Annotated in this window: 17 protein-coding genes; 5 read left to right on the top strand and 12 right to left on the bottom strand. The window is 34.5% G+C overall.

Going from position 1 to position 20,102, the window contains the following annotated elements; genetic code table 11:
* Nucleotides 1–2: 2 nt before the first annotated feature.
* Both EKL99_RS00565 and fabG read right to left on the bottom strand, forming a co-directional pair.
* On the bottom strand, nt 3–2,030 hold the full coding sequence (locus EKL99_RS00565; RefSeq protein WP_126576191.1) for a hypothetical protein: 2,028 nt from the start codon (nt 2,028–2,030) through the stop codon (nt 3–5).
* A gap of 100 nt (nt 2,031–2,130) precedes the next feature.
* Complete coding sequence (fabG, locus tag EKL99_RS00560) at nt 2,131–2,877, bottom strand: 3-oxoacyl-[acyl-carrier-protein] reductase (RefSeq protein ID WP_126459494.1); 747 nt, start codon at nt 2,875–2,877, stop codon at nt 2,131–2,133.
* A gap of 394 nt (nt 2,878–3,271) precedes the next feature.
* Between fabG and EKL99_RS00555 the strand changes: the two genes are divergently transcribed.
* On the top strand, nt 3,272–4,462 hold the full coding sequence (locus EKL99_RS00555) for a cytochrome-c peroxidase (protein WP_126576190.1): 1,191 nt from the start codon (nt 3,272–3,274) through the stop codon (nt 4,460–4,462).
* Between the two features lie 49 nt (nt 4,463–4,511).
* On the opposite strand, the gene EKL99_RS00550 is transcribed toward EKL99_RS00555, so the two are convergent.
* The 10 genes from EKL99_RS00550 to EKL99_RS00505 all read right to left on the bottom strand — a co-directional run bounded on the left by EKL99_RS00550 (nt 4,512) and on the right by EKL99_RS00505 (nt 13,549).
* On the bottom strand, nt 4,512–4,934 hold the full coding sequence (locus tag EKL99_RS00550) for a hypothetical protein (protein ID WP_126576189.1): 423 nt from the start codon (nt 4,932–4,934) through the stop codon (nt 4,512–4,514).
* 214 nt (nt 4,935–5,148) lie between these two features.
* On the bottom strand, nt 5,149–6,021 hold the full coding sequence (gene sucD, locus EKL99_RS00545) for a succinate--CoA ligase subunit alpha (RefSeq protein WP_126451553.1): 873 nt from the start codon (nt 6,019–6,021) through the stop codon (nt 5,149–5,151).
* Between the two features lie 94 nt (nt 6,022–6,115).
* Nucleotides 6,116–6,478 carry a nuclear transport factor 2 family protein gene (locus EKL99_RS00540; protein ID WP_126451552.1) on the bottom strand — a complete coding sequence of 121 codons (363 nt, stop codon included), beginning with the start codon at nt 6,476–6,478 and terminating at the stop codon, nt 6,116–6,118.
* Nucleotide 6,479: 1 nt separating this feature from the next.
* Entirely contained in the window at nt 6,480–7,409 is a 930-nt protein-coding gene (locus EKL99_RS00535; RefSeq protein WP_126576188.1) for a UDP-3-O-(3-hydroxymyristoyl)glucosamine N-acyltransferase, read from the bottom strand.
* Between the two features lie 79 nt (nt 7,410–7,488).
* The gene (gene efp, locus EKL99_RS00530; RefSeq protein WP_126459482.1) at nt 7,489–8,055 is read right to left on the bottom strand and encodes an elongation factor P; all 567 of its coding nucleotides are present in this window, start codon (nt 8,053–8,055) and stop codon (nt 7,489–7,491) included.
* A 30-nt stretch (nt 8,056–8,085) separates the two neighbouring features.
* Complete coding sequence (gene lpxA, locus EKL99_RS00525) at nt 8,086–8,871, bottom strand: acyl-ACP--UDP-N-acetylglucosamine O-acyltransferase (RefSeq protein WP_126451549.1); 786 nt, start codon at nt 8,869–8,871, stop codon at nt 8,086–8,088.
* 70 nt (nt 8,872–8,941) lie between these two features.
* Nucleotides 8,942–10,330 (bottom strand): bifunctional UDP-3-O-[3-hydroxymyristoyl] N-acetylglucosamine deacetylase/3-hydroxyacyl-ACP dehydratase, encoded by a 1,389-nt coding sequence (locus EKL99_RS00520; RefSeq protein ID WP_126460118.1) that lies wholly within the window; start codon nt 10,328–10,330, stop codon nt 8,942–8,944.
* Nucleotides 10,323–11,366: a UDP-3-O-(3-hydroxymyristoyl)glucosamine N-acyltransferase gene (gene lpxD / locus EKL99_RS00515; RefSeq protein ID WP_126451547.1), complete on the bottom strand. Its 1,044-nt coding sequence runs from the start codon at nt 11,364–11,366 to the stop codon at nt 10,323–10,325. Before lpxD ends, EKL99_RS00520 begins: the two co-directional genes overlap by 8 nt.
* 39 nt (nt 11,367–11,405) lie before the next feature.
* Nucleotides 11,406–12,635, bottom strand: a complete 1,230-nt coding sequence (locus EKL99_RS00510; protein ID WP_126568898.1) for an HD domain-containing protein — start codon at nt 12,633–12,635, stop codon at nt 11,406–11,408.
* A gap of 119 nt (nt 12,636–12,754) precedes the next feature.
* The gene (locus EKL99_RS00505) at nt 12,755–13,549 is read right to left on the bottom strand and encodes a DUF1080 domain-containing protein (RefSeq protein WP_231507346.1); all 795 of its coding nucleotides are present in this window, start codon (nt 13,547–13,549) and stop codon (nt 12,755–12,757) included.
* Between the two features lie 235 nt (nt 13,550–13,784).
* On the opposite strand from EKL99_RS00505, the gene EKL99_RS00500 reads away from it, so the two are divergent.
* Genes EKL99_RS00500 through EKL99_RS00485 form a run of 4 tightly spaced genes read left to right on the top strand, consistent with a single transcriptional unit; the run spans nt 13,785 to nt 20,020 of the window.
* Complete coding sequence (locus tag EKL99_RS00500; RefSeq protein WP_126553340.1) at nt 13,785–14,294, top strand: GbsR/MarR family transcriptional regulator; 510 nt, start codon at nt 13,785–13,787, stop codon at nt 14,292–14,294.
* A 13-nt stretch (nt 14,295–14,307) separates the two neighbouring features.
* Nucleotides 14,308–15,414: an efflux RND transporter periplasmic adaptor subunit gene (locus EKL99_RS00495; protein ID WP_126568900.1), complete on the top strand. Its 1,107-nt coding sequence runs from the start codon at nt 14,308–14,310 to the stop codon at nt 15,412–15,414.
* Between the two features lie 33 nt (nt 15,415–15,447).
* On the top strand, nt 15,448–18,618 hold the full coding sequence (locus EKL99_RS00490; protein WP_126576187.1) for an efflux RND transporter permease subunit: 3,171 nt from the start codon (nt 15,448–15,450) through the stop codon (nt 18,616–18,618).
* A complete protein-coding gene (locus tag EKL99_RS00485; protein ID WP_126576186.1) occupies nt 18,608–20,020 on the top strand; it encodes an efflux transporter outer membrane subunit in 1,413 nt (470 codons plus the stop codon). The genes EKL99_RS00490 and EKL99_RS00485 overlap by 11 nt, the downstream gene beginning before the upstream one ends.
* Nucleotides 20,021–20,102: the final 82 nt, after the last annotated feature.

The following is a 20,102-nucleotide window of genomic DNA, read 5'->3' as shown; positions in this document are numbered from 1 at the left end:
TATTAAAGTAATCCGTTGTGTTTTCGAACAAACCATTCGGTTGTCAGTAAAATTGAAATTAAAACCAATAACCACATCCAATCTATCAAAGGAGTTTTGGTAACACTACTCTTTTGTATCGTCTTGTATTCCTCATTTTCTAAAAGCGTTTTAATCAATACGTCTACTTGATCTGAAAAATACGCTTTTCCTTGTGTTTGCCCAGCTAATTGCGTCAATTTCTCCACGTCGGGATTAACAAATTGTTTTTCAATATCAAAATCAAGAATTTCAAAACTACTGGAATACGTCGTTTTAGAATTTAATTCTTTTACCGTAAAAGTATGAGAACCGGCTTTCAATCCGTCAAGATTGACTTTATAGGAATTATTCCCTTTTAATAAATCGTAATTTTTCGTTTGCTTGGTTTCGGTATTTTTTACCGTTATAGTCAAACGGGCTTTTTCATCAAACTCATAATTTTTATTGAAATACTGTGCCGTTATTTCAATGGCTTCACCGGAATTATAAAAACTTTCATGTTCAACAACCAATGATTTTTTAGAATTATTAGAAGCCAGAAATTGAATAATCTTATCCATGAAAACGTCATATTTTTCAAAAGATTGATTATTTACATGTGTTTGCAAGCGCCATTTCCAACTATTTTCACCCAAAAGATAAGTGGCTCGCCTGCCTTGATTTTCTGCAAAAACCAGTAAAGGCGCATTCGTATCTATTGTTCTGATTTTAGATGAAAGCAAAACTGACACAACTCCTTTTGTAGTTACGGTTCCAAAAGCGTTTTGCAAAGGCGGTAAATCTTCAAACCCAATATTGTCCGCAGCAAACAAATTAAACTGTTTATTAAAAACCGACAAATACTCTTCTTTTTGTCCACTCATTTTAAAGCTCAAATTCTCCTGTTGCTGATTCAAAAAATTGAAATCGGTGTTGTTTCCAGTAATAATAAATGTATTAATTCCGGCAACTTTATTACTTTCAAAAATAGTTTTAAATTCAATCGTTGGTTGGTATAAAATCAAAACATTATAATCTTGTAATGTTTTGATTTCATTTGGTTTAATAATTATTACTTTACGCTGTACATTCGATTCAATAGCTCTTTTCATAGCCCCTAAATCGGGATGATTTATAGCTGAAATTATGGCAATATTTGTTTTTTGATCAATAACTTCAACTGCAAAATTCTTGGTGTTGTTATATGTGTTTTTTTCTTTTTCTTTTGATGAAATCGTAACTTTAAAAACCTGTAATCCTATTTTGTCAGCCGGCAAAAGTACGGGTACAGTTGCTGTCTTCTTGGATGGTGATAAGGTAATGGATTGTGTACTGAATACCGAATTCCCTTGTGAAATAACAAAATCAGCTGTTACACTTTTGGTTCCTGAATACTGCAAAAAAACTTCTACAGGAAATTTATTCTTATGAAAAGCATATTTATTAACGTTCAGTTGATTGATTTTTAAGTCAAATAATTTTGTTGTGTCGCCTAATATTACCGGATAAACTTTATTTAAGGGGTCAAAACTATAGACGTAATCATTCCCTGAAGTTTGGTTTCCATCTGTGATTAAAACTGTTGGATATACTGTGTTTTTATAAATGCTTTTTAGATTTTTGGCAACAACATCGATATTGGTTTGAGTTCCCTTAAAATCAAAAATTTCCGTAGGTTCAAAATCATCTGAAAACTGATACGTTTGCACATCGAATTTATCTTTCAAATCTGAGTTTAATTGTATTCTTTTATACAATTCTAATGCTTTTTCATTGGCATTCAAAAAAGAAATAGAACTGGAATTATCAACAACAATCGGTAAGGGTGTTTTTACCGTTTCGAAGGTATTTTTGGTTAGTATTGGATTAATCAACAACATTAAAATTCCAAAAATGGATAAAAAACGCAAAAAAGCCAAAAACCAACCGACTTTCGATTTGTTTTTGGCTTTGTAAATATATTGAAAAAATGACAAACCACCAGCTATTAGTAACGAAAGCAGTAATAATAGTAGCGTGTTTGTTGTCATTTATTCTTTATTAAAAGATTGAAGAATTTAATGATTAAAAATTAATTACGTAGTTCAAAAATCTTTAAATCTTTGAATTTTACAATCTTTTAATTAAATTTTAGGTAAGCATTCCTCCGCAAACATTCATAACCTGTCCCGTTACATACGCACTCATATCCGAAGCAAAGAAAAGACACGCATTAGCAACATCTTCAGTAGTTCCGCCACGTTTCAAAGGAATTCCATCTCTCCATCCTTTTACAACATCTTCATTTAACTTAGCGGTCATTTCCGTTTCTATAAATCCCGGAGCAATTACATTACAACGAATGTTACGAGATCCTAATTCCAATGCTACAGATTTAGAAAAACCAATAACTCCCGCTTTAGAAGCCGCATAATTCGTTTGTCCTGCATTTCCTTTCACTCCTACTACTGAACTCATATTGATAATTGAACCTGAACGTTGTTTCAAGAAAGTACGTTGAATGGCTTTAGTCATATTAAAAACCGATTTCAAGTTAACATCAATAACTTGATCAAAATCGCCTTCAGACATTCGCATCAATAAGTTGTCTTTAGTAATTCCGGCATTGTTTATCAGAATATCGACTGTTCCGAATTCAGCTAAAACCGCATCTACAAGAGTTTGTGCTTCATTAAAATCAGCTGCATTCGATTGATATCCTTTGGCTTTAATCCCTAAAGCGTTCAATTCATTTTCAAGAGCCAAAGCTGATTCAACAGATGAACTGTACGTAAAAGCAACATTTGCCCCATTTTTAGCAAAAACTTCTGCAATTCCTTTACCAATTCCACGGCTTGCGCCAGTAATTATAACAACCTTTCCTTCTAGTAATTTCATGTTCTAAAATTAATTTAATATTTATTTGAAGCTATTCCTGCTATCCGTTTCAATCTTTTTCTCTTGTTCTCCTCCTCGCTTTTCAAACGAAATCGAACTGACAAGAAAAAGGATTTCCACTTCTATCAGGGCTAATTTACACTTGTCAAATATAGCAATAATTGTGGGTTGAAAAAAAAATACATCTTCAATTAAACCTTTTATAAAAAAAATTGTCCTAAAACTTAGTAAAACTGTTTGACATGATTAAAGCTTCAAAATGTTTAGATGTAATCATAATAAAATTACTAGATTTGAAATTGACTCTAATTATAAAAAAAAGTAAAAAAACAATCTAAAATACAAGAAACCCAAATAGAATCAACGACCTCATTTTTTAACTTAACCAATTGATATGAACAAGCTCTCTTCCTTATTATTTTTTGTAGGATTACTCGTTTTTACAGCTTGTAGCAAAAATGAAAGCAATGAAACAACTGTGATTGCCGATTCCTATCCCAATGTGACTGCTACTTTTCCTAGTAAAATTGATTTAAATAATTTGAGTAATTATGCTAACCAAATTATCCCTTCTTACATAACTAAAGATAACACTGCAGGAAATCCAGTAACTGACAAAGGAGCAACATTAGGTCGGGTTCTATTTTATGATAAAAACTTATCCTCAAATAACACAATTTCCTGTTCTTCCTGCCACATTCAAGCAAATGCTTTTGGAGATGTGGCTATTGCCAGCGACGGAATAAACGGAAAGACCACCAGACATTCTATGAGATTGGTGAATTCTAGATTTTCAAGAGAAAACAAGTTTTTTTGGGACGAACGAGCAACCACATTAGAGTTACAAACGACACAACCTATTCAAAATCACATTGAAATGGGTTTTAGCGGAACCTTAGGTGATGCAAACTTGATAGTACTAATTTCAAAATTGCAAAACATTGGGTATTACAAAGAATTGTTTAAATATACGTATGGCTCTGAAATCATTACTGAAAGCAAGATTCAGCTGGCTTTGGCGCAATTTATTAGAAGCATCCAATCCTTTGATTCTAAATATGATGCTGGAAGGGTATTAGTTGCAAACGACGGCCAACCCTTCACCAACTTTACGACACAAGAAAATCAAGGTAAAAATTTGTTCCTGGCGCCTCCGGTTTTTGACGCAACCGGAAACAGAACTTCTGGAGGAGTAGGATGTGCAGTTTGCCATGCCGCACCTGAATTTGACATTGATCCCAATACAAAAAACAATGGTATTATAGGTGTTTTAAACGCCCCGGGAATTGACATCACAAACACAAGAGCACCTTCATTGAGAGATCTGGTAAAACCAAACGGAAGTTCTAATGGTTTATTTATGCATACGGGAAATTTAACAACACTACAAAATGTTATTGGGCATTATGGAAGTATCAATTTAGCTCCCGGAAATACAAATTTGGATCCAAGATTAGCGCCAAATGGTTTTGGGCAAAAATTAAATCTTACTGCTCCCGAAGTTAATGCTCTTGTCGCTTTTATTCAAACATTATCAGGAACTAATGTATATGTAGATACAAAATGGTCGACACCATTTAAATAAAAAAAGCCCCAAATAGGAGCTTTTAAATTATTTAAAAAAACGGATTGTATTAAAAAGCTACATTCCATTTTGGTAATCTTCCATTTTCGTCTAGAAAGTTTTGTAAAACTTGTCCTTCTACGAATGTTGGAATCACTTTAGTTTTATCGTTGAATGTCTCATACCAAACCACTTCTAGCGTGCTGATCTCTTCAATTTTCATTTGCGCTGGCCAAGAATATTTTCTTCCTGTTTTAGCAAATTGGTGTCCTTCAACAATTTTTTCTTTTAGACCACCGTTTTTAATTTTCAAAGTTCCGTTATTTTGGACAGTTCCGGTAGAACCCACCATAATCAACTCTTTCTCTTCTGCTACGGCATATACTAAAAATATTCCAGATCCTTCTGAAGCATTACAAACTTCGGCTAAACTATCTTCTGTAGTGAATAAAAACTGATTGGTAACTTTGAATTTTTTTAACTCTTTATACATTTTTTTTATTTTAATTTGAATTGGCTTTAGCAAAAAAATACCCCACAAAATCGTGAAGTCCATTAGAAACCATTCGTTTATGTTTACTTTTATTAGGATTACATCTGAAAAACAGATTTATTTAATAAAGTGCAAAGATATTTCTTTAATTGAATTTATAATAAAAAAGCCCCACAAAATGTGAGGCTTTTAAAATATTTAATTAGAGTTTAGATTAACCTAAAACTTCTTTTACTTTTTTACCAATTTCAGCTGGAGAATCTACTACGTGAATACCACATTCTCGCATGATTTGCTTTTTTGCTTCAGCAGTATCGTCAGATCCACCTACGATTGCACCTGCATGTCCCATTGTGCGTCCTACTGGAGCGGTAACTCCTGCAATGAATCCTACAACTGGTTTACGGTTACCATCTGCTTTGATCCAGTGAGCTGCATCCGCTTCTAATTGTCCGCCAATTTCACCTATCATTACAATACATTCTGTTTCTGGATCGTTCATTAATAATTCAACAGCTTCTTTTGTTGTAGTTCCAATGATTGGGTCTCCACCAATACCAATAGCGGTAGTGATTCCTAATCCTTGCTTAACTACTTGATCCGCTGCCTCATAGGTTAATGTTCCCGATTTAGAAACAATACCAACAGTTCCTTTTTTGAAAACGAAACCTGGCATAATACCAACTTTAGCTTCACCCGGAGTAATTATTCCTGGGCAGTTAGGTCCTATTAGACGAGCATTTCTTTCTTTTACGTAACTATTTGCTTTTATCATGTCAGCCACAGGTATTCCTTCAGTAATTGCAATAATTACTTTTATACCTGCATCTGCAGCTTCCATTATTGCATCAGCAGCAAAAGCCGGTGGAACAAAAATGATAGTTGTATCAGCTCCTGCTTGTTCTACAGCATCTTTTACAGTATTGAAAACGGGTCTGTCTAAGTGAGTTGTTCCTCCTTTTCCTGGAGTTACGCCACCAACAACGTTAGTACCGTACTCAATCATTTGAGAAGCATGGAAAGTTCCTTCACTTCCTGTAAAACCTTGAACAATTATTTTGGAATCTTTATTAACTAAAACACTCATGATATATTTTTTATGTAGTTTTTAAAATTGTTATGCAAAAGTATAAAATAGTAAGCAGTAATCAGTGTTCAGTGTTCAGTTTTTTGACACTAAATTAGGATAATTGACTCATTTGATACCCTCTGTATAATTTATTGTCTTTTATTTCCCAAATAGCTATAAAATGTGCTAATAACATCTCTTCTCTTGGATTTTCAATTGTTTTGACAAAATGAGAATAGCGCACGGAAATTAAATTATTTTCACCAATAATATGGCTTATTCGAACTTTAGAACGAACATACGCTTTGCTTAAATCATTAGATAAATTTAATAAAGAATTATAATCCAACTGAATGAATCCTTTGCTGCTATTCCATTCTACTATTACTTCCGGGTGCAAATAATCTTTGATGACTTCGCTGTCGATTAAAGCATCTGATTTATAAAATTGTTGAACGATTTCTTTTGCAGACATATTATTTTAGTTTAGTAAGAATTTCTGGTATCTTTTTAATATTGGCCAGTTGCTTCAATTTTTCTCTTGATTCCTCAATTGGCGTTCCAAAATAGGATTTACCTCCTTCTACTGATTTTGTAACTCCGGTTTGTCCTAGAATAACAGCCTTTGCTCCTATTGTGATTCCGCTGGTAGTTCCTACTTGTCCCCATATTGTAACTTCATCTTCTATAATAACGCATCCGGCAATTCCGGTTTGTGAAGCAATTAAACATTTTTTCCCAATCACGGTGTCATGACCTACATGCACCTGATTGTCAATTTTTGTGCCTTCACCAATAATAGTATCGCCAGTAACACCTTTGTCAATTGTACAAAGCGCTCCAATTCCCACATTGTCTTTGATGACCACTCTTCCGCCGGAAAGTAATTGATCGTATCCTTCGGGACGTTTTTTATAGTAAAAAGCATCGGCACCCAAAATTGTTCCTGCGTGAATGATTACATTATCACCAATTACGGTATAATCATAAATAGAAACATTAGAATGTATCACACAATTTTCTCCAATGACAACATGATTTCCAATAAATGTATTGGGCTGTATTACAGTTCCTTCACCTATTGAAGCTGAAGCAGCTATTGAAACATTTGAATACTGAAAAGGTTTAAAGTGTTTTGTTAATGTGTTGAAATCCCTAAACGGATCATTAGAAATAAGTAATGCTTTTCCATCAGGACAAGCTACATTTTTATTGATTAAAACTATAGTTGCCGCTGAGTTTAACGCTTTATCATAATACTTAGGATGATCTACAAAAACAATATCACCAGATTCGACAACATGAATTTCATTCATTCCAGTCACTGGAAAATTTTTATCACCAACATATTCACAGCCGATGATATTTGCAATTGCTTCTAAAGAGTAAACTTTTTGGAATTTCATTTATTATTTAGTATTCAGTGTTCAGTGTTCAGTGTCCAGTGTCCAGTATATCTGATTACTGAACACTAATTACTGCAAACTATTCTTTAACTCGTTCCATATAAGAACCTGATGCAGTATCTATTTTAATTTTATCTCCTTCATTGATAAACAAAGGTACATTTACAGTGGCTCCTGTTTCAACAGTTGCTGATTTTGTTGCATTTGTAGCAGTATTTCCTTTGATACCTGGTTCCGCATAAGTCACTTCAAGAATTACAGATGCCGGCATATCTACAGAAAGAGGTAAATCAGTCTCTGTATTGATACTTACCATTACATTTTCGCCTTCTTTTAATAATCCTGGGGAATCCAAAATATTTTTATTCAAGGAAATTTGCTCAAAGGTTTCTGTATTCATAAAATGGAATTCATCACCTTCCGGATACAAATATTGAAATTTATGATTTTCAACTCGAACTTCCTCAATTTTATGACCCGCAGAAAAAGTGTTATCCAATACTTTTCCGTTTGTTAAACTTCTTAATTTAGTTCTAACGAAAGCTGGTCCTTTTCCTGGTTTTACATGAAGAAATTCAATTATTTTGTAGATATCGTTGTTGTATTTAATACACAATCCGTTTTTAATGTCTGATGTAGATGCCATTTTTATTTTTATTTGTTGATTTGTTGATTCTTAATAATTTCCTGAATAGCCTTTCATTACACCTCTTGAGGAGTTTCGAATAAAATCAATGATTTCATCTCTTTCCGGCGTGGCCTCCATTTCAGCTTCAATAATACCTAAAGCTTGTGTGGTATTATAATTTTTTTGGTACAGAATTCTGTAAATATCTTGAATTTCTCTGATTTTTTCTGTTGTAAAACCACGTCTTCTTAATCCCACAGAATTAATACCTACATACGACAAAGGTTCTTTTGCGGCTTTGGTAAACGGGGGAACATCTTTTCTTACTAAGGATCCACCAGAAATCATGGCATGATCTCCAATATGGATAAATTGATGAATGGCAGCCAATCCTCCAATAACGGCATATTTACCAACGGTTACATGACCAGCCAGAGCGACTCCGTTTACAATAATAGCATTATCACCTATGTGACAATCGTGGGCAATATGCGCCGTTGCCATTACCAAACAATTATTACCTAAGGTAGTCTGTCCGGAGGCTATTGTTCCTCTGTTGATGGTCACACATTCTCTTATGGTACAATTATCTCCAATAATTGCTAAAGAATCTTCTCCGCCAAATTTTAAATCCTGTGGAACTGCTGAAATTACTGCACCAGGGAATATATTACAATTTTTTCCTATTCTTGCGCCTTCCATTATGGTAACGTTAGATCCTATCCAAGTGCCATCCCCAATAACTACATTATTATGGATGGTTGTAAACGGTTCAATGACAACATTCTTGGCGATTTTAGCGCCGGGATGAACATATGCTAGTGGTTGATTCATATTCTTTGTTTAATCGTTTAACTGTTTAATCGATTAACCGAATACACGATTAACCAAATCAACAAAAAAATTACTGTTTCTTAGCAATTTGGGCCATCAATTCTGCTTCAGCAACCAGTTTTCCATTTGCATACGCATTTGCTTGCATATGACAAATACCTCGTCGGATTGGCGTAATTAAATCGCATTTAAAAATCAAAGTATCGCCTGGTAATACTTTGTGTTTAAATTTAACATTATCTATTTTCATAAAATAAGTCAAATAGTTCTCCGGATCCGGAACCGTGCTTAAAACAAGAATCCCTCCTGTTTGCGCCATGGCCTCCACAATTAAAACACCTGGCATAACCGGAGCTTCAGGAAAATGACCTACAAAAAAGTTTTCGTTCATGGTTACATTTTTCATTCCAACCACATGAGTTTCTGACATTTCGATAATTCTGTCAATCAATAAAAATGGGGGTCTATGAGGCAGAACTGCCATGATTTTATGAATGTCCATCAATGGTTCCTGATGTAAATCAAAAACAGGAACATAATTTCGTTGTTCAATTTTTATGATTTTAGCCATTTTCTTCGCAAATTGTGTATTGACAAAATGTCCTGGTTTGTTAGCTATTACCTTACCTTGTATTTTAGTTCCAATTAAAGCTAAATCACCTATTACATCAAGTAGTTTGTGTCTTGCCGCTTCATTCGGATAATGCAAAGTCAGATTGTCTAAAATACCATTTGGTTTAACCGTTATTTGCTCTTTTCCAAAAGCGAGTTTTAAACTTTCCATTGTAGTGGCTGATATTTCTTTATCAACATACACGATAGCATTATTTAAATCACCTCCTTTTATCAAACCGTTCTCTAAAAGAGATTCTAATTCATGCAAGAAACTGAAGGTTCTTGACTCAGATATCTCCGTTTTGAAATCAGAAATATTTTTCATAGTCGCATTTTGAGTCCCTAAAATTTTAGTTCCAAAATCAACCATTGCCGTAACACAGTAATAATCACTTGGCATCACTAAAATTTCGCTGCCTGTGGCTTCATCAGTAAATGAAATAACTTCTTTTACTATATATACATTCCTTTTTGCACTTTGTTCTTCGATACCCGCTTTTTCAAGAGCTTCAACAAAGAATTTAGAGGAGCCATCCATTATTGGTAGTTCAGAAGCATTCAATTCTATGATGACATTATCTAAGTCACAACCCGTCAATGCCGCTAAAACATGTTCTGGTGTTTGAATTTTTACTCCTAACTTTTCTAAATTGGTTCCTCTTTGTGTATTTACTACATAATTTGCATCAGCTTCCACAATAGGTTGTCCCTCTAGATCTACTCGAACAAAAGTAAAACCATTATTGACTGGAGCAGGTTTAAAAGTCATTTTCACTTCTTTACCTGTGTGTAATCCAACTCCAGTTAGAGAGATTTCTGTTTTGATGGTCTTCTGTTTAACCATTTTTTCCATTTTTTTGGTTTAAAATTTGTTTTTTTAATTCTTCGATTTCTGCAACAATTTTGGGTAAATTCTTGAAATGAACGTACGATTTACTAAAATCATTGTACCCAAATGCGGGACTTCCTTGTAAGATTTCATTATCTTTAATATTCCTTCCTACACCACATTGCGCTTGAATTCGTACATTATTGCCAATGGTTAGGTGTCCAGAAATTCCAACTTGGCCACCAATCATTCCGTTTTTGCCAATTTTAGTTGAACCCGCAACACCGGTTTGCGCCGCTATTACCGTATTCTCCCCAATTTCAACATTGTGCGCAATTTGAATTTGATTGTCCAGCTTCACGCCTTTTCGTATAATAGTTGAACCCATTGTGGCTCTATCTATTGTAGTACAAGACCCAATATCAACATTGTCTTCAATAATAACATTTCCTATTTGTGGGATTTTAGTGTAAGTTCCGTCTGGATTAGGTGCAAAACCAAAACCATCTGAACCTATTATAGCTCCGGAATGTATCGTACAGTTATTCCCTATTATGGTCTCTGAATAAATTTTTGCACCAGCAAATAGAATAACATTATCCCCTACTACTACATTATCACCCAGAAAACAATTGGGATAAATTTTTACGTTTTCTCCTAAAACGACATTTTGACCTACATAACTAAAACTCCCTAAATATAAACTTTCTCCATATTTAACGCTGTCCGAAAGGAAAGAGGGTTGTTCTATCCCACTTTTATTTAATTTTACCTGATTGTAAAATTCTAATAATTTAGAAAATGCGGAATACGCATCAATCACTTTAATCAAAGTTGTAGTAATTGGTGCCTCTGCTATAAAAGTATCATTAACAATTGTTACAGATGCTTTAGTAGAATAAATATAATTCTGATACTTGGGGTTTGACAAGAAAGTTAGTGATCCTTCGATGCCTTCTTCGATTTTTGATAATCTAGAAACTTCTGCCATGGGATTTCCTACAACTTCACCTTCTAAAATCCCTGCTATTTGTTCTGCTGTAAATTTCATCCCGACAAAAATATAAAAAATAGGTTTTAAATACTGAATTTATAACAGTTGTTTTGGAAAACATATGTAATATTTAGTAACGGATTTAGATAATGATTTCAAATTCAATTGATCAGAGGCATCCACAACGTCTTCAATTGTTTTGTCTTTATTCAAAATCCGTATGGGTTCTGCCTGTTTGCTGTAAGCCTGATTTTTTATTTTTCCTCTAAAAATAAAATAGTTTGTTTCTTGTAAAGAAATATGATGCTCTGCTGCAAAACGTTCTTTCAACGGCTGTAATTCTTCCAAAGTGACTTTTTCACTCGTCAATTTTATTTTTAATAAATCACGGTTTACAATCATTTTACTCAAAGACGACAGAATAAAATCATCCTCTTTTTGCCAAGCTTTTAAAGCCCCAATAATATCAAAATCATCTAATTGTGCAAATAAATCTAACCTCCGAGCATCAAATGTGTCCATCGTAACTTTATTTTCTATAAAAAAAGACAACGGCTTGCTGCAAGGCAATTGTACTCCTTTTAAGGTCAACTCTTTAGCTCTTTTTAGGACTTTCGTCAAAATTAACTCGGCCACTAAACTGGTTTTGTGTAAATAAACCTGCCAGTACATTAATCGTCTGGACATCAAGAATTTTTCAACAGAATAAATTCCTTTTTCTTCAATAACCAAAACATCATCCGCAACATTCATCATTTGGATCAATCGTTCTGAATTGACATTGCCTTCTGAAACACCCGAATAAAAACTATCGCGTTTCAAATAATCCATACGATCCATATCCAATTGGCTCGAAATAAGTTGCAGCATAAATTTCCGGTCATATTCCCCCTTGAAAACCTGAATGGCTAGACTCAACTGGCCCTTGAATTCCACATTTAACTGATTCATGAACAATAAGGAAATTTCCTCATGATGTACATCCTCAACGATACTTCTTTCCATAGCATGCGAAAAAGGGCCATGTCCTATATCGTGTAACAAAATGGCAATATAGAGTGCATTTTCTTCTTCAGGAGATATTGAAACTCCCTTAAAACGCAATACATCAACCGCTTTTTGCATTAAATGCATACAACCTAAAGCATGATGAAAACGGGTATGATTGGCACCAGGATATACTAAATACGACAAGCCCATCTGGGAAATACGGCGCAAACGCTGAAAATAAGGATGCTGTATTAAATCGTAAATTAAGGCATTGGGTATGGTAATAAACCCATAAATGGGATCATTGAATATTTTTAGCTTATTGATTTGACTCACTATAAGTTTTTTTTTAGGTCAACAAATATAAGTAATTTAGATTTCAAAAACAGAACAATGCTAATTGTGCTGTAGCGCTAAAAAAACGGAACGTTTTAGCACTCCGTTGGTATTTAATTTTATATTTTTCTGATCCAAATATTTCGAAATTGATTTTTAGAATCATGATCCTGAAGCGAAATAACATCCTCTCCATGAGCCGAGGGATAATTATGCAAACCGATGTAAAGTGTCAACCCGTTTATTGTAGTATTATTTTGGACTAAAACACCATTCAAAAACACGGTAATTCTTGCCGGAGCATCAATTTTACCATCTGCTTTGAAACGAGGTGCCGTATATATTACATCATAAGCATTCCATTCTAATGGTGTTTTCACGGCGTTTACTAAAGGTGGATGATCTTTATAAATACTTCCGGCCTGGCCATTACTATAGGTTCTATTATTATAGGAATCTAATATTTGTAATTCATATCTGTTTTGGAAAAATACGCCACTGTTTCCTCTTGCCTGTCCCCCATCTAAAACAACATCCGGCGCGCTCCATTCCAGGTGCAGCTGACAATCCCCAAAAACCATTTTAGTTTGAATGGCTCCGGTACCCGGAACAACTTCCATGTAATCTTGATCAACAATTTTCCATCCTGCCGGTTTATTTATATCTTTCTGGCTCACCCATTGCGCTAAATTTTTACCGTCAAATAAAATAATCGCATCCGAAGGCGCATTTCCAAGGGTTTTAGCCGGGGTAATACCTTTTACTTCTGGTTCCCAAATTTCAGTCATTTCTGGTTTCATTGACATTGGGGAAACCTCTGGCGGAGTATTTACATAGTTGTGTTGCGCCATAACTGCTGTTGCAGAGAATAAAGAAATCATTAATAAAGAGTTCTTGAAGTTTTTAGATTTCATAATAAAATTCATTTGGTTTGATAAATTACGGATAAATGTTCACTTTTCAATATTAAGCATTTTTTTTTCACCAACTAACTTTTAATCTAATTATAACTAAATGAGGAATAAACTTTAGATTTTTATTGTAGAAGCAGTAACTTCATTAACTACAATTTGTTAAATAAATTAACATAGATTTAAGTTCGCTTAGTTCGGTAAACACCGAACTAAATAGTACTTTTGCAAAAAAATTATGAACAATATCCCTAAAGAAAGAGAAGAACTTATAGAAATGTTCGGAATTCATTTTGAGTTACTGTATAATTTATCTCCACTTGGCTCCAGAATTCTGGGACTATTAATAATTGATGGCTGCAAAAAAGGATTAACCTTTGAAGAAATAGTTGAAAAACTGGGCGCCAGTAAAAGTTCGATTTCTACGAACTTGAATCTGCTGCTAAAAATGGACAAAATAAATTATTATACGTTAACTGGTGATCGAAAAAAATATTTCAAATCCAGTCCATTTAGCGAAAGACTGACTAATTATCTAAAAATACTTGATTTTGAAAAACAAATAATCGAAAAATTGCAAGCGTACCGTGAAAAAAACATTTCATGTCCTGAAGAGCAGTGCAATCTGGAAAATACAAAAGCATACAAAAAACATGTAATAGAAGTCGAAGAATTATTGATTAAAACCATCCATAAATTCAAAGAAATAGAAAATAATAATAGTAAAATAATAATTAATCAATTTTAGTAAATAGTCCCAGATGAAAAAAAAATATTTTATAAGTGTAATTTTATTATCAATAAGCTTGCTCTCCTGCAAAAAAGAAACGGCTAAAACGGCTCCTTCTGTTATGTCCTACAAAGTGGTTGAGATAGCAACCTCTAATACAACTTTATTAGCTGAATATCCTGCGAGTTTAGAAGGCGTTACCGATATAGATATTCGTCCAAAAGTAGATGGATATATTCAAAAAATATATGTACAAGAAGGACAAGAAGTTAAAAAAGGGCAATTGCTTTTTAAATTAGAGACTCAAACAGCAACCCAGGAAGCTGGCGCTGCAAAAGCAAAAGTTGCGGCTGCTCAAGTGGAGGTAAATCGTTTAATCCCTTTGGTAGAGCGTGACATCATCAGTGATGTGCAATTAGAAACGGCTAAAGCAAATTTAGCTAGTGCTAAAAGTACATATCAAAGTATCGTTGCCAGAATTAATTATGCTACTATAAAAAGTCCTGTTAACGGAATTGTAGGAACTTTACCTTTAAGACTTGGAAGTTATGTAAGCAGCCAAACCGTTGAACCTTTAACCCGAATTTCGGATGTGAGCACGATTTATGCCTATTTTTCAGTAAATGAAAAAGAACAATTGGATATCATGATGAATACTCCAGGAAAGTCATTTCAAGAAAAAATAAACAAAATGGAAGCGGTAAATTTAATTTTAAGCAATGGGATGCAATATGAACAAAAGGGTAAAATTGAAACCTTTAGCGGACAAGCCAACACACAAACAGGATCGTTTAATGTACGAGCACGTTTTACAAACGGAAACAAATTGTTGCGTTCTGGAGAAAGTGGAACGATACAAATCCCTACACATTTAGAGGATGTTATTGTCATTCCTCAAAATGCAACATTAGAATTACAAGACAAACGCATTGCACTTGTTGTGGATAAAAACAACAAAGTGCAAGCAATCCCAATTGAAGTTCGCGCAATTCCTGGAGGTCAATTTTTTGTAGTGGATAGCGGATTAAATGTAAACGATAAAATACTTGTTGAAGGAGTGGGGATAGTAACTGAAGGAACCCTCATTAAGGCTGAAATTATTGATTTTAAAACTATCATCAATCCAACAAAAAAGTAATTCAGAAACTAATTATTGAATAAATAACAAAATATGTTTTCAAAATTCATTGACAGACCGGTATTGTCAACGGTGATCTCTATTATCATCGTAATTTTAGGAGTTTTAGGGTTAATCTCACTCCCTGTCTCACAATATCCAGAAATAGCGCCACCTACGGTAACCGTAGCAGCAAACTATCAAGGCGCCAGTGCCGAAGTTGTAATGAGCTCGGTAGTAATTCCATTAGAAGAACAAATCAACGGTGTTGAAGACATGACTTACATGACTTCTACATCAAATAATGACGGTTCAGCAGCTATTAATATTTACTTTAAATTAGGTACAAATCCAGATTTAGCAGCTGTGAATGTGCAAAATCGTGTTTCACGTGCTACACCTTTGTTGCCTCAAGAAGTTACAAGAGCCGGTGTAACAACTTCAAAGAGACAAAGCGACAATATTTTGATTTTATCTTTATACAGCGACAACCCGGATTATGATGATACTTTCCTTCAAAATTATGCTAACATTAATATTTTACCAAAAATAAAACGTGTAGCAGGAGTTGGAGAAGCAATGATTTTTGGACAAAAAGACTACTCGATGCGTATTTGGCTCAAGCCAGATGTAATGGGAGCTTATGGACTTGTTCCTTCGGATATTACAGCTTTATTGGCTGAGCAGAATATTGAAGCCGCTCCCGGTCAGTTAGGTGAAAGTAGTGACCAATCTTTTCAATATACATTAAAATACAAAGGGCGCCTGCAAGATGTAAAAGAGTTCGAAGAAATTATTATCCGTTCAACCCAAAACGGAGAAATCCTTAAATTAGGGGATGTTGCAAAAATTGAATTGGGGGCTGTAAATTACGCCAGTAATGCGTACACAAATGGAAACAAATCTATTGCAATTGCTATTGCACAAACTGCAGGATCAAATGCACAAGAAGTAATTGAAGGTTCCTTAAAAGTGTTAAATGAAGCGGAAGTAAATTTCCCGAAAGGGGTAAAATATGCCACCTTAATTAATGCAAATGACTTCTTAGAAGAATCTATCACTAAAGTGATCTATACTTTGATTGAAGCCTTTTTATTGGTTTTTATTGTGGTTTTTATCTTCTTACAAGACTGGAGATCTACCCTTATACCAGCAATATCCGTACCTGTTGCAATTGTAGGTACTTTCTTTTTCCTAAGTTTATTTGGCTTTACCATTAATTTATTAACTCTTTTTGCCTTAGTATTGGCCGTGGGAATTGTGGTCGATGATGCCATTGTAGTAGTTGAAGCCGTCCATGCCAAAATGGAAGCTGGGGAACATGATCCCAAAAAAGCAGCTCATAGTGCCATGCAAGATATTAGTAGTGCAATTATTTCTATTACACTTGTTATGTCAGCGGTATTTATTCCTGTTTCTTTTATTAGCGGTTCAGCGGGCGTTTTCTACAAGCAGTTTGGAATAACTTTGGCTGTTGCAATTGTATTATCAGCTATTAACGCCCTAACACTTTCTCCTGCTTTGTGTGCCATTTTCTTGAAAGAACACGATAAAAACTCAAAGAAAAAAGGTTTTGCAGAACGCTTTTATACGGCATTCAATGTTGGGTTTGAAACAACAACCGCTAAGTATAAAAGATCTGTTGAGTTTTTTATAAAACGTAAATGGTTGGCTTTTTTAGGAATTGCCATTTTTGCAGGGATTTTTATCTTATTATTAAATATTACGCCAAAGGCTTTTGTTCCGGGTGAGGATACAGGAGCAATTCTTTCAGACGTTTCTCTTCCGCCCGGCACTTCATTAGAAAGAACCGAGGAAGTATTATTGCAAATTGAAAATAAAGTAAAAGATATTCCTGAAATAAAAGAAGTACTTCGTATTTCAGGTCGTAGTTTAATAAGTGGTACAGGTAGTAATTACGGAATGGTAATTGTAAAATTAAAAACTTGGGCTGAACGTAAAGATGCGAATCAGGAAATAAATGCAGTAATAGCTGAATTGTTTAAGCGTACGGCTTCTGTTAAAGATGCAAAAGTCCTGTATTTTGCTCGTCCTACACTTGTTGGTTTTGGTTTCACCAATGGTTTTGAATTTCAATTACAAGATCAAAAAGGAGGAACAATTGAGGAGTTGGATGAAGTAAAAAGTAAATTTTTAGGAGCTTTAAATAGCCGTCCCGAAATCAAATATGCAACTACCTCTTTTTCTCCAAATTATCCGCAATACCGAATTGATTTGAATGTTGCTACCATAAAGAAATCAGGGTTAACTGTCACGGATGTTTTAGGCACGATGCAAGGATATTATGGTGGCGTTTATGCTTCTAATTTCAACAAATTTGGAAAACAATTTCGGGTGGTTTACCAATCTGAACCCGAATTTAGAAGTAATCCCGAATCGTTAAATCAAGTATTGGTAAGAAATAATACTGGTCAGATGGCTCCTATTTCACAATTTGTGACTTTAGTAAAAGTATTTGGCCCTCAGGCAATAGAACGTTTCAATTTATTCACTTCTATAAAAGTAACAGGGGCTCCAAATGAAGGTTTCAGCTCAGGTGATGCCATTAAAGCAGTTGAAGAAGTGGCAAGTCAAACCTTACCTATTGGTTATGGTTATGAGTTTTCAGGAATGACTCGTGAGGAAATAAGTGCTGGCGGTCAAACATTGTATATTTTCCTATTGTGTTTGGTTTTTGTATATTTCTTGTTAGCCGCTCAATATGAGAGTTATATGTTGCCTTTTGCGGTATTAATTTCATTGCCAATTGGTTTAGCAGGAGCATACTTATTTGCTTATTTTTTCAATGTGAGTGATAATATTTACCTACAAATAACACTTATTATGCTTATTGGATTACTCGCTAAGAACGCCATTTTAATCGTCGAGTTTTCTGTAGATTCCAGAAAAAAAGGAATGAGTATCACCCAAGCGGCTATTCATGGTGCAGTTGCTCGTTTACGTCCTATATTGATGACATCATTTGCATTTATTTTCGGATTATTGCCTTTGATGTTAGCTAAAGGAGCTGGAGCTGTTGGGAATAATGCTATTGGAACTGGAGCAATTGGCGGTATGTTAATAGGAACCATTTTTGGTATTTTTGTAATACCGGTATTGTTTATCGTTTTCCAAACCTTACAAGAAAAAATTTCTACAAAACCACTTCCGATAACAAATCAGGAAACTGATGTCGCACTTTTAAATAAAGAAAATGAAGAATAAGTTAATTAAAATAGCAGTAGTTGTTATAACCGCTACTGTAATGCAGTCGTGCTTTGTTGCTAAAAAATACGATAGGCCAGAATTAAAAACCGAAAATCTTTACAGAACTGAAGTTGTTTCAAATGATACCACTTCACTTGCTAATGTTGCTTGGGATCTCGTTTTTACCGATCCTCTTTTGCAAGGGTATATCAAAAAAGGGTTAAACAATAACCTGGATATCAGAATTGCAATGCAAAATATCCAAGCTGCCGAGGCTGCCATGCGACAGGGAAAAGCCGGGTATTTTCCAACACTTTCTGTAGGTGCCGACTGGACGCATCAAGAGCTTTCTAAAAACAGTCAATTAGGTGCCTTAATAAGTGGTGGTGGTGGTGCAACTAATGTAGATCAATACCTGTTTACAGGGAATCTTTCTTGGGAAGCAGACATTTGGGGAAAAATACGAAGCAACAAGCGCGCAGCAAATGCGGCCTATCTTCAAACTACAGCAGCGAATCAAGTGGTCAAAACACAATTAATTGCTACCCTTGCCGCAACCTATTATCAATTGCTTTCTGTTGACGCGCAAATAAAATTAGCAGAACGAACCTTGATTAACAGAAATCAAAGTATTGAAACAATTGTAGCATTAAAGGCGGCAGGAAATGTTACCGAAGTTGGTGTGAAGCAAACCGAGGCGCAAAAATATGCTACCGAAATTATCCTTGCTGATTTAAAGAATAATAGTATCATTCTTGAAAACACGATGAGCATTCTTATGGGTGAAGCTTCTGCCAAAATTGAAAGAAGCACTTTTGAAACACAATCCTTACAACCAACCATTACACTTGGTGTACCTGCTACGTTACTAAGAAACAGACCTGACGTGATTGCAGCAGAATACAACTTTATTTCGAGTTTTGAGCAAACCAATGTAGCTAAAAGTAATTTTTATCCAACGTTAAAACTTACCGCAACAGGTGGACTTCAGAGTATTGATTTGAAAGAATGGTTTAGCGCTAATTCCCTTTTTGCTAATGTAATTACAGGTTTGACACAACCTATTTTTAATCAAAGACAGATTAAAACCAGATTTGAAATTGCAAAAGCAAATCAGGAAAAAGCCTATCTTCAGTTTGAGCAGTCTTTGTTGACCGCCGGAAAAGAAGTTTCGGATGCATTGGCACAATACAACAATGAAACCTACAAACTCACCGTGAGGGGAAAACAAGTAGCTGCATTGAATAAAGCCACTGATTATTCAGATGAATTATTGACGTACGGACTAGCGAATTATTTAGAAGTTTTAACTGTAAAAGACAATGCTTTGAATGCAGAATTAAGCTTGATAGACAATAAATTCCAACAATACAAAGCCATAATTCAATTGTACAGAGCCCTTGGTGGGGGCTGGCAATAAGACTTACTTGATTAATTAGAATTGATTTCTGTTAGTTCCAGAACCACTGTTTATTGTATAAGCAGTGGTTTTGTCTTTTAAT

The organism is Flavobacterium sp. ZB4P23 (genome assembly GCF_003970375.1).
Taxonomy (GTDB): Bacteria; Bacteroidota; Bacteroidia; order Flavobacteriales; family Flavobacteriaceae; genus Flavobacterium.
Note: the sequence above shows the minus strand (reverse complement) of the source record. Positions and strands in the feature narration are given on the sequence as shown.

Excerpts from the sequence above, each read along its gene's own strand:
- EKL99_RS00565 (WP_126576191.1), bottom strand. The coding sequence starts at position 2,030 with ATGACAACAAACACGCTACTATTATTACTGCTTTCGTTACTAATAGCT.
- fabG (WP_126459494.1), bottom strand. The coding sequence starts at position 2,877 with ATGAAATTACTAGAAGGAAAGGTTGTTATAATTACTGGCGCAAGCCGT.
- EKL99_RS00555 (WP_126576190.1), top strand. The coding sequence starts at position 3,272 with ATGAACAAGCTCTCTTCCTTATTATTTTTTGTAGGATTACTCGTTTTT.
- EKL99_RS00550 (WP_126576189.1), bottom strand. The coding sequence starts at position 4,934 with ATGTATAAAGAGTTAAAAAAATTCAAAGTTACCAATCAGTTTTTATTC.
- sucD (WP_126451553.1), bottom strand. The coding sequence starts at position 6,021 with ATGAGTGTTTTAGTTAATAAAGATTCCAAAATAATTGTTCAAGGTTTT.
- EKL99_RS00540 (WP_126451552.1), bottom strand. The coding sequence starts at position 6,478 with ATGTCTGCAAAAGAAATCGTTCAACAATTTTATAAATCAGATGCTTTA.
- EKL99_RS00535 (WP_126576188.1), bottom strand. The coding sequence starts at position 7,409 with ATGAAATTCCAAAAAGTTTACTCTTTAGAAGCAATTGCAAATATCATC.
- efp (WP_126459482.1), bottom strand. The coding sequence starts at position 8,055 with ATGGCATCTACATCAGACATTAAAAACGGATTGTGTATTAAATACAAC.
- lpxA (WP_126451549.1), bottom strand. The coding sequence starts at position 8,871 with ATGAATCAACCACTAGCATATGTTCATCCCGGCGCTAAAATCGCCAAG.
- EKL99_RS00520 (WP_126460118.1), bottom strand. The coding sequence starts at position 10,330 with ATGGTTAAACAGAAGACCATCAAAACAGAAATCTCTCTAACTGGAGTT.
- lpxD (WP_126451547.1), bottom strand. The coding sequence starts at position 11,366 with ATGAAATTTACAGCAGAACAAATAGCAGGGATTTTAGAAGGTGAAGTT.
- EKL99_RS00505 (WP_231507346.1), bottom strand. The coding sequence starts at position 13,549 with ATGAAATCTAAAAACTTCAAGAACTCTTTATTAATGATTTCTTTATTC.
- EKL99_RS00500 (WP_126553340.1), top strand. The coding sequence starts at position 13,785 with ATGAACAATATCCCTAAAGAAAGAGAAGAACTTATAGAAATGTTCGGA.
- EKL99_RS00495 (WP_126568900.1), top strand. The coding sequence starts at position 14,308 with ATGAAAAAAAAATATTTTATAAGTGTAATTTTATTATCAATAAGCTTG.
- EKL99_RS00490 (WP_126576187.1), top strand. The coding sequence starts at position 15,448 with ATGTTTTCAAAATTCATTGACAGACCGGTATTGTCAACGGTGATCTCT.
- EKL99_RS00485 (WP_126576186.1), top strand. The coding sequence starts at position 18,608 with ATGAAGAATAAGTTAATTAAAATAGCAGTAGTTGTTATAACCGCTACT.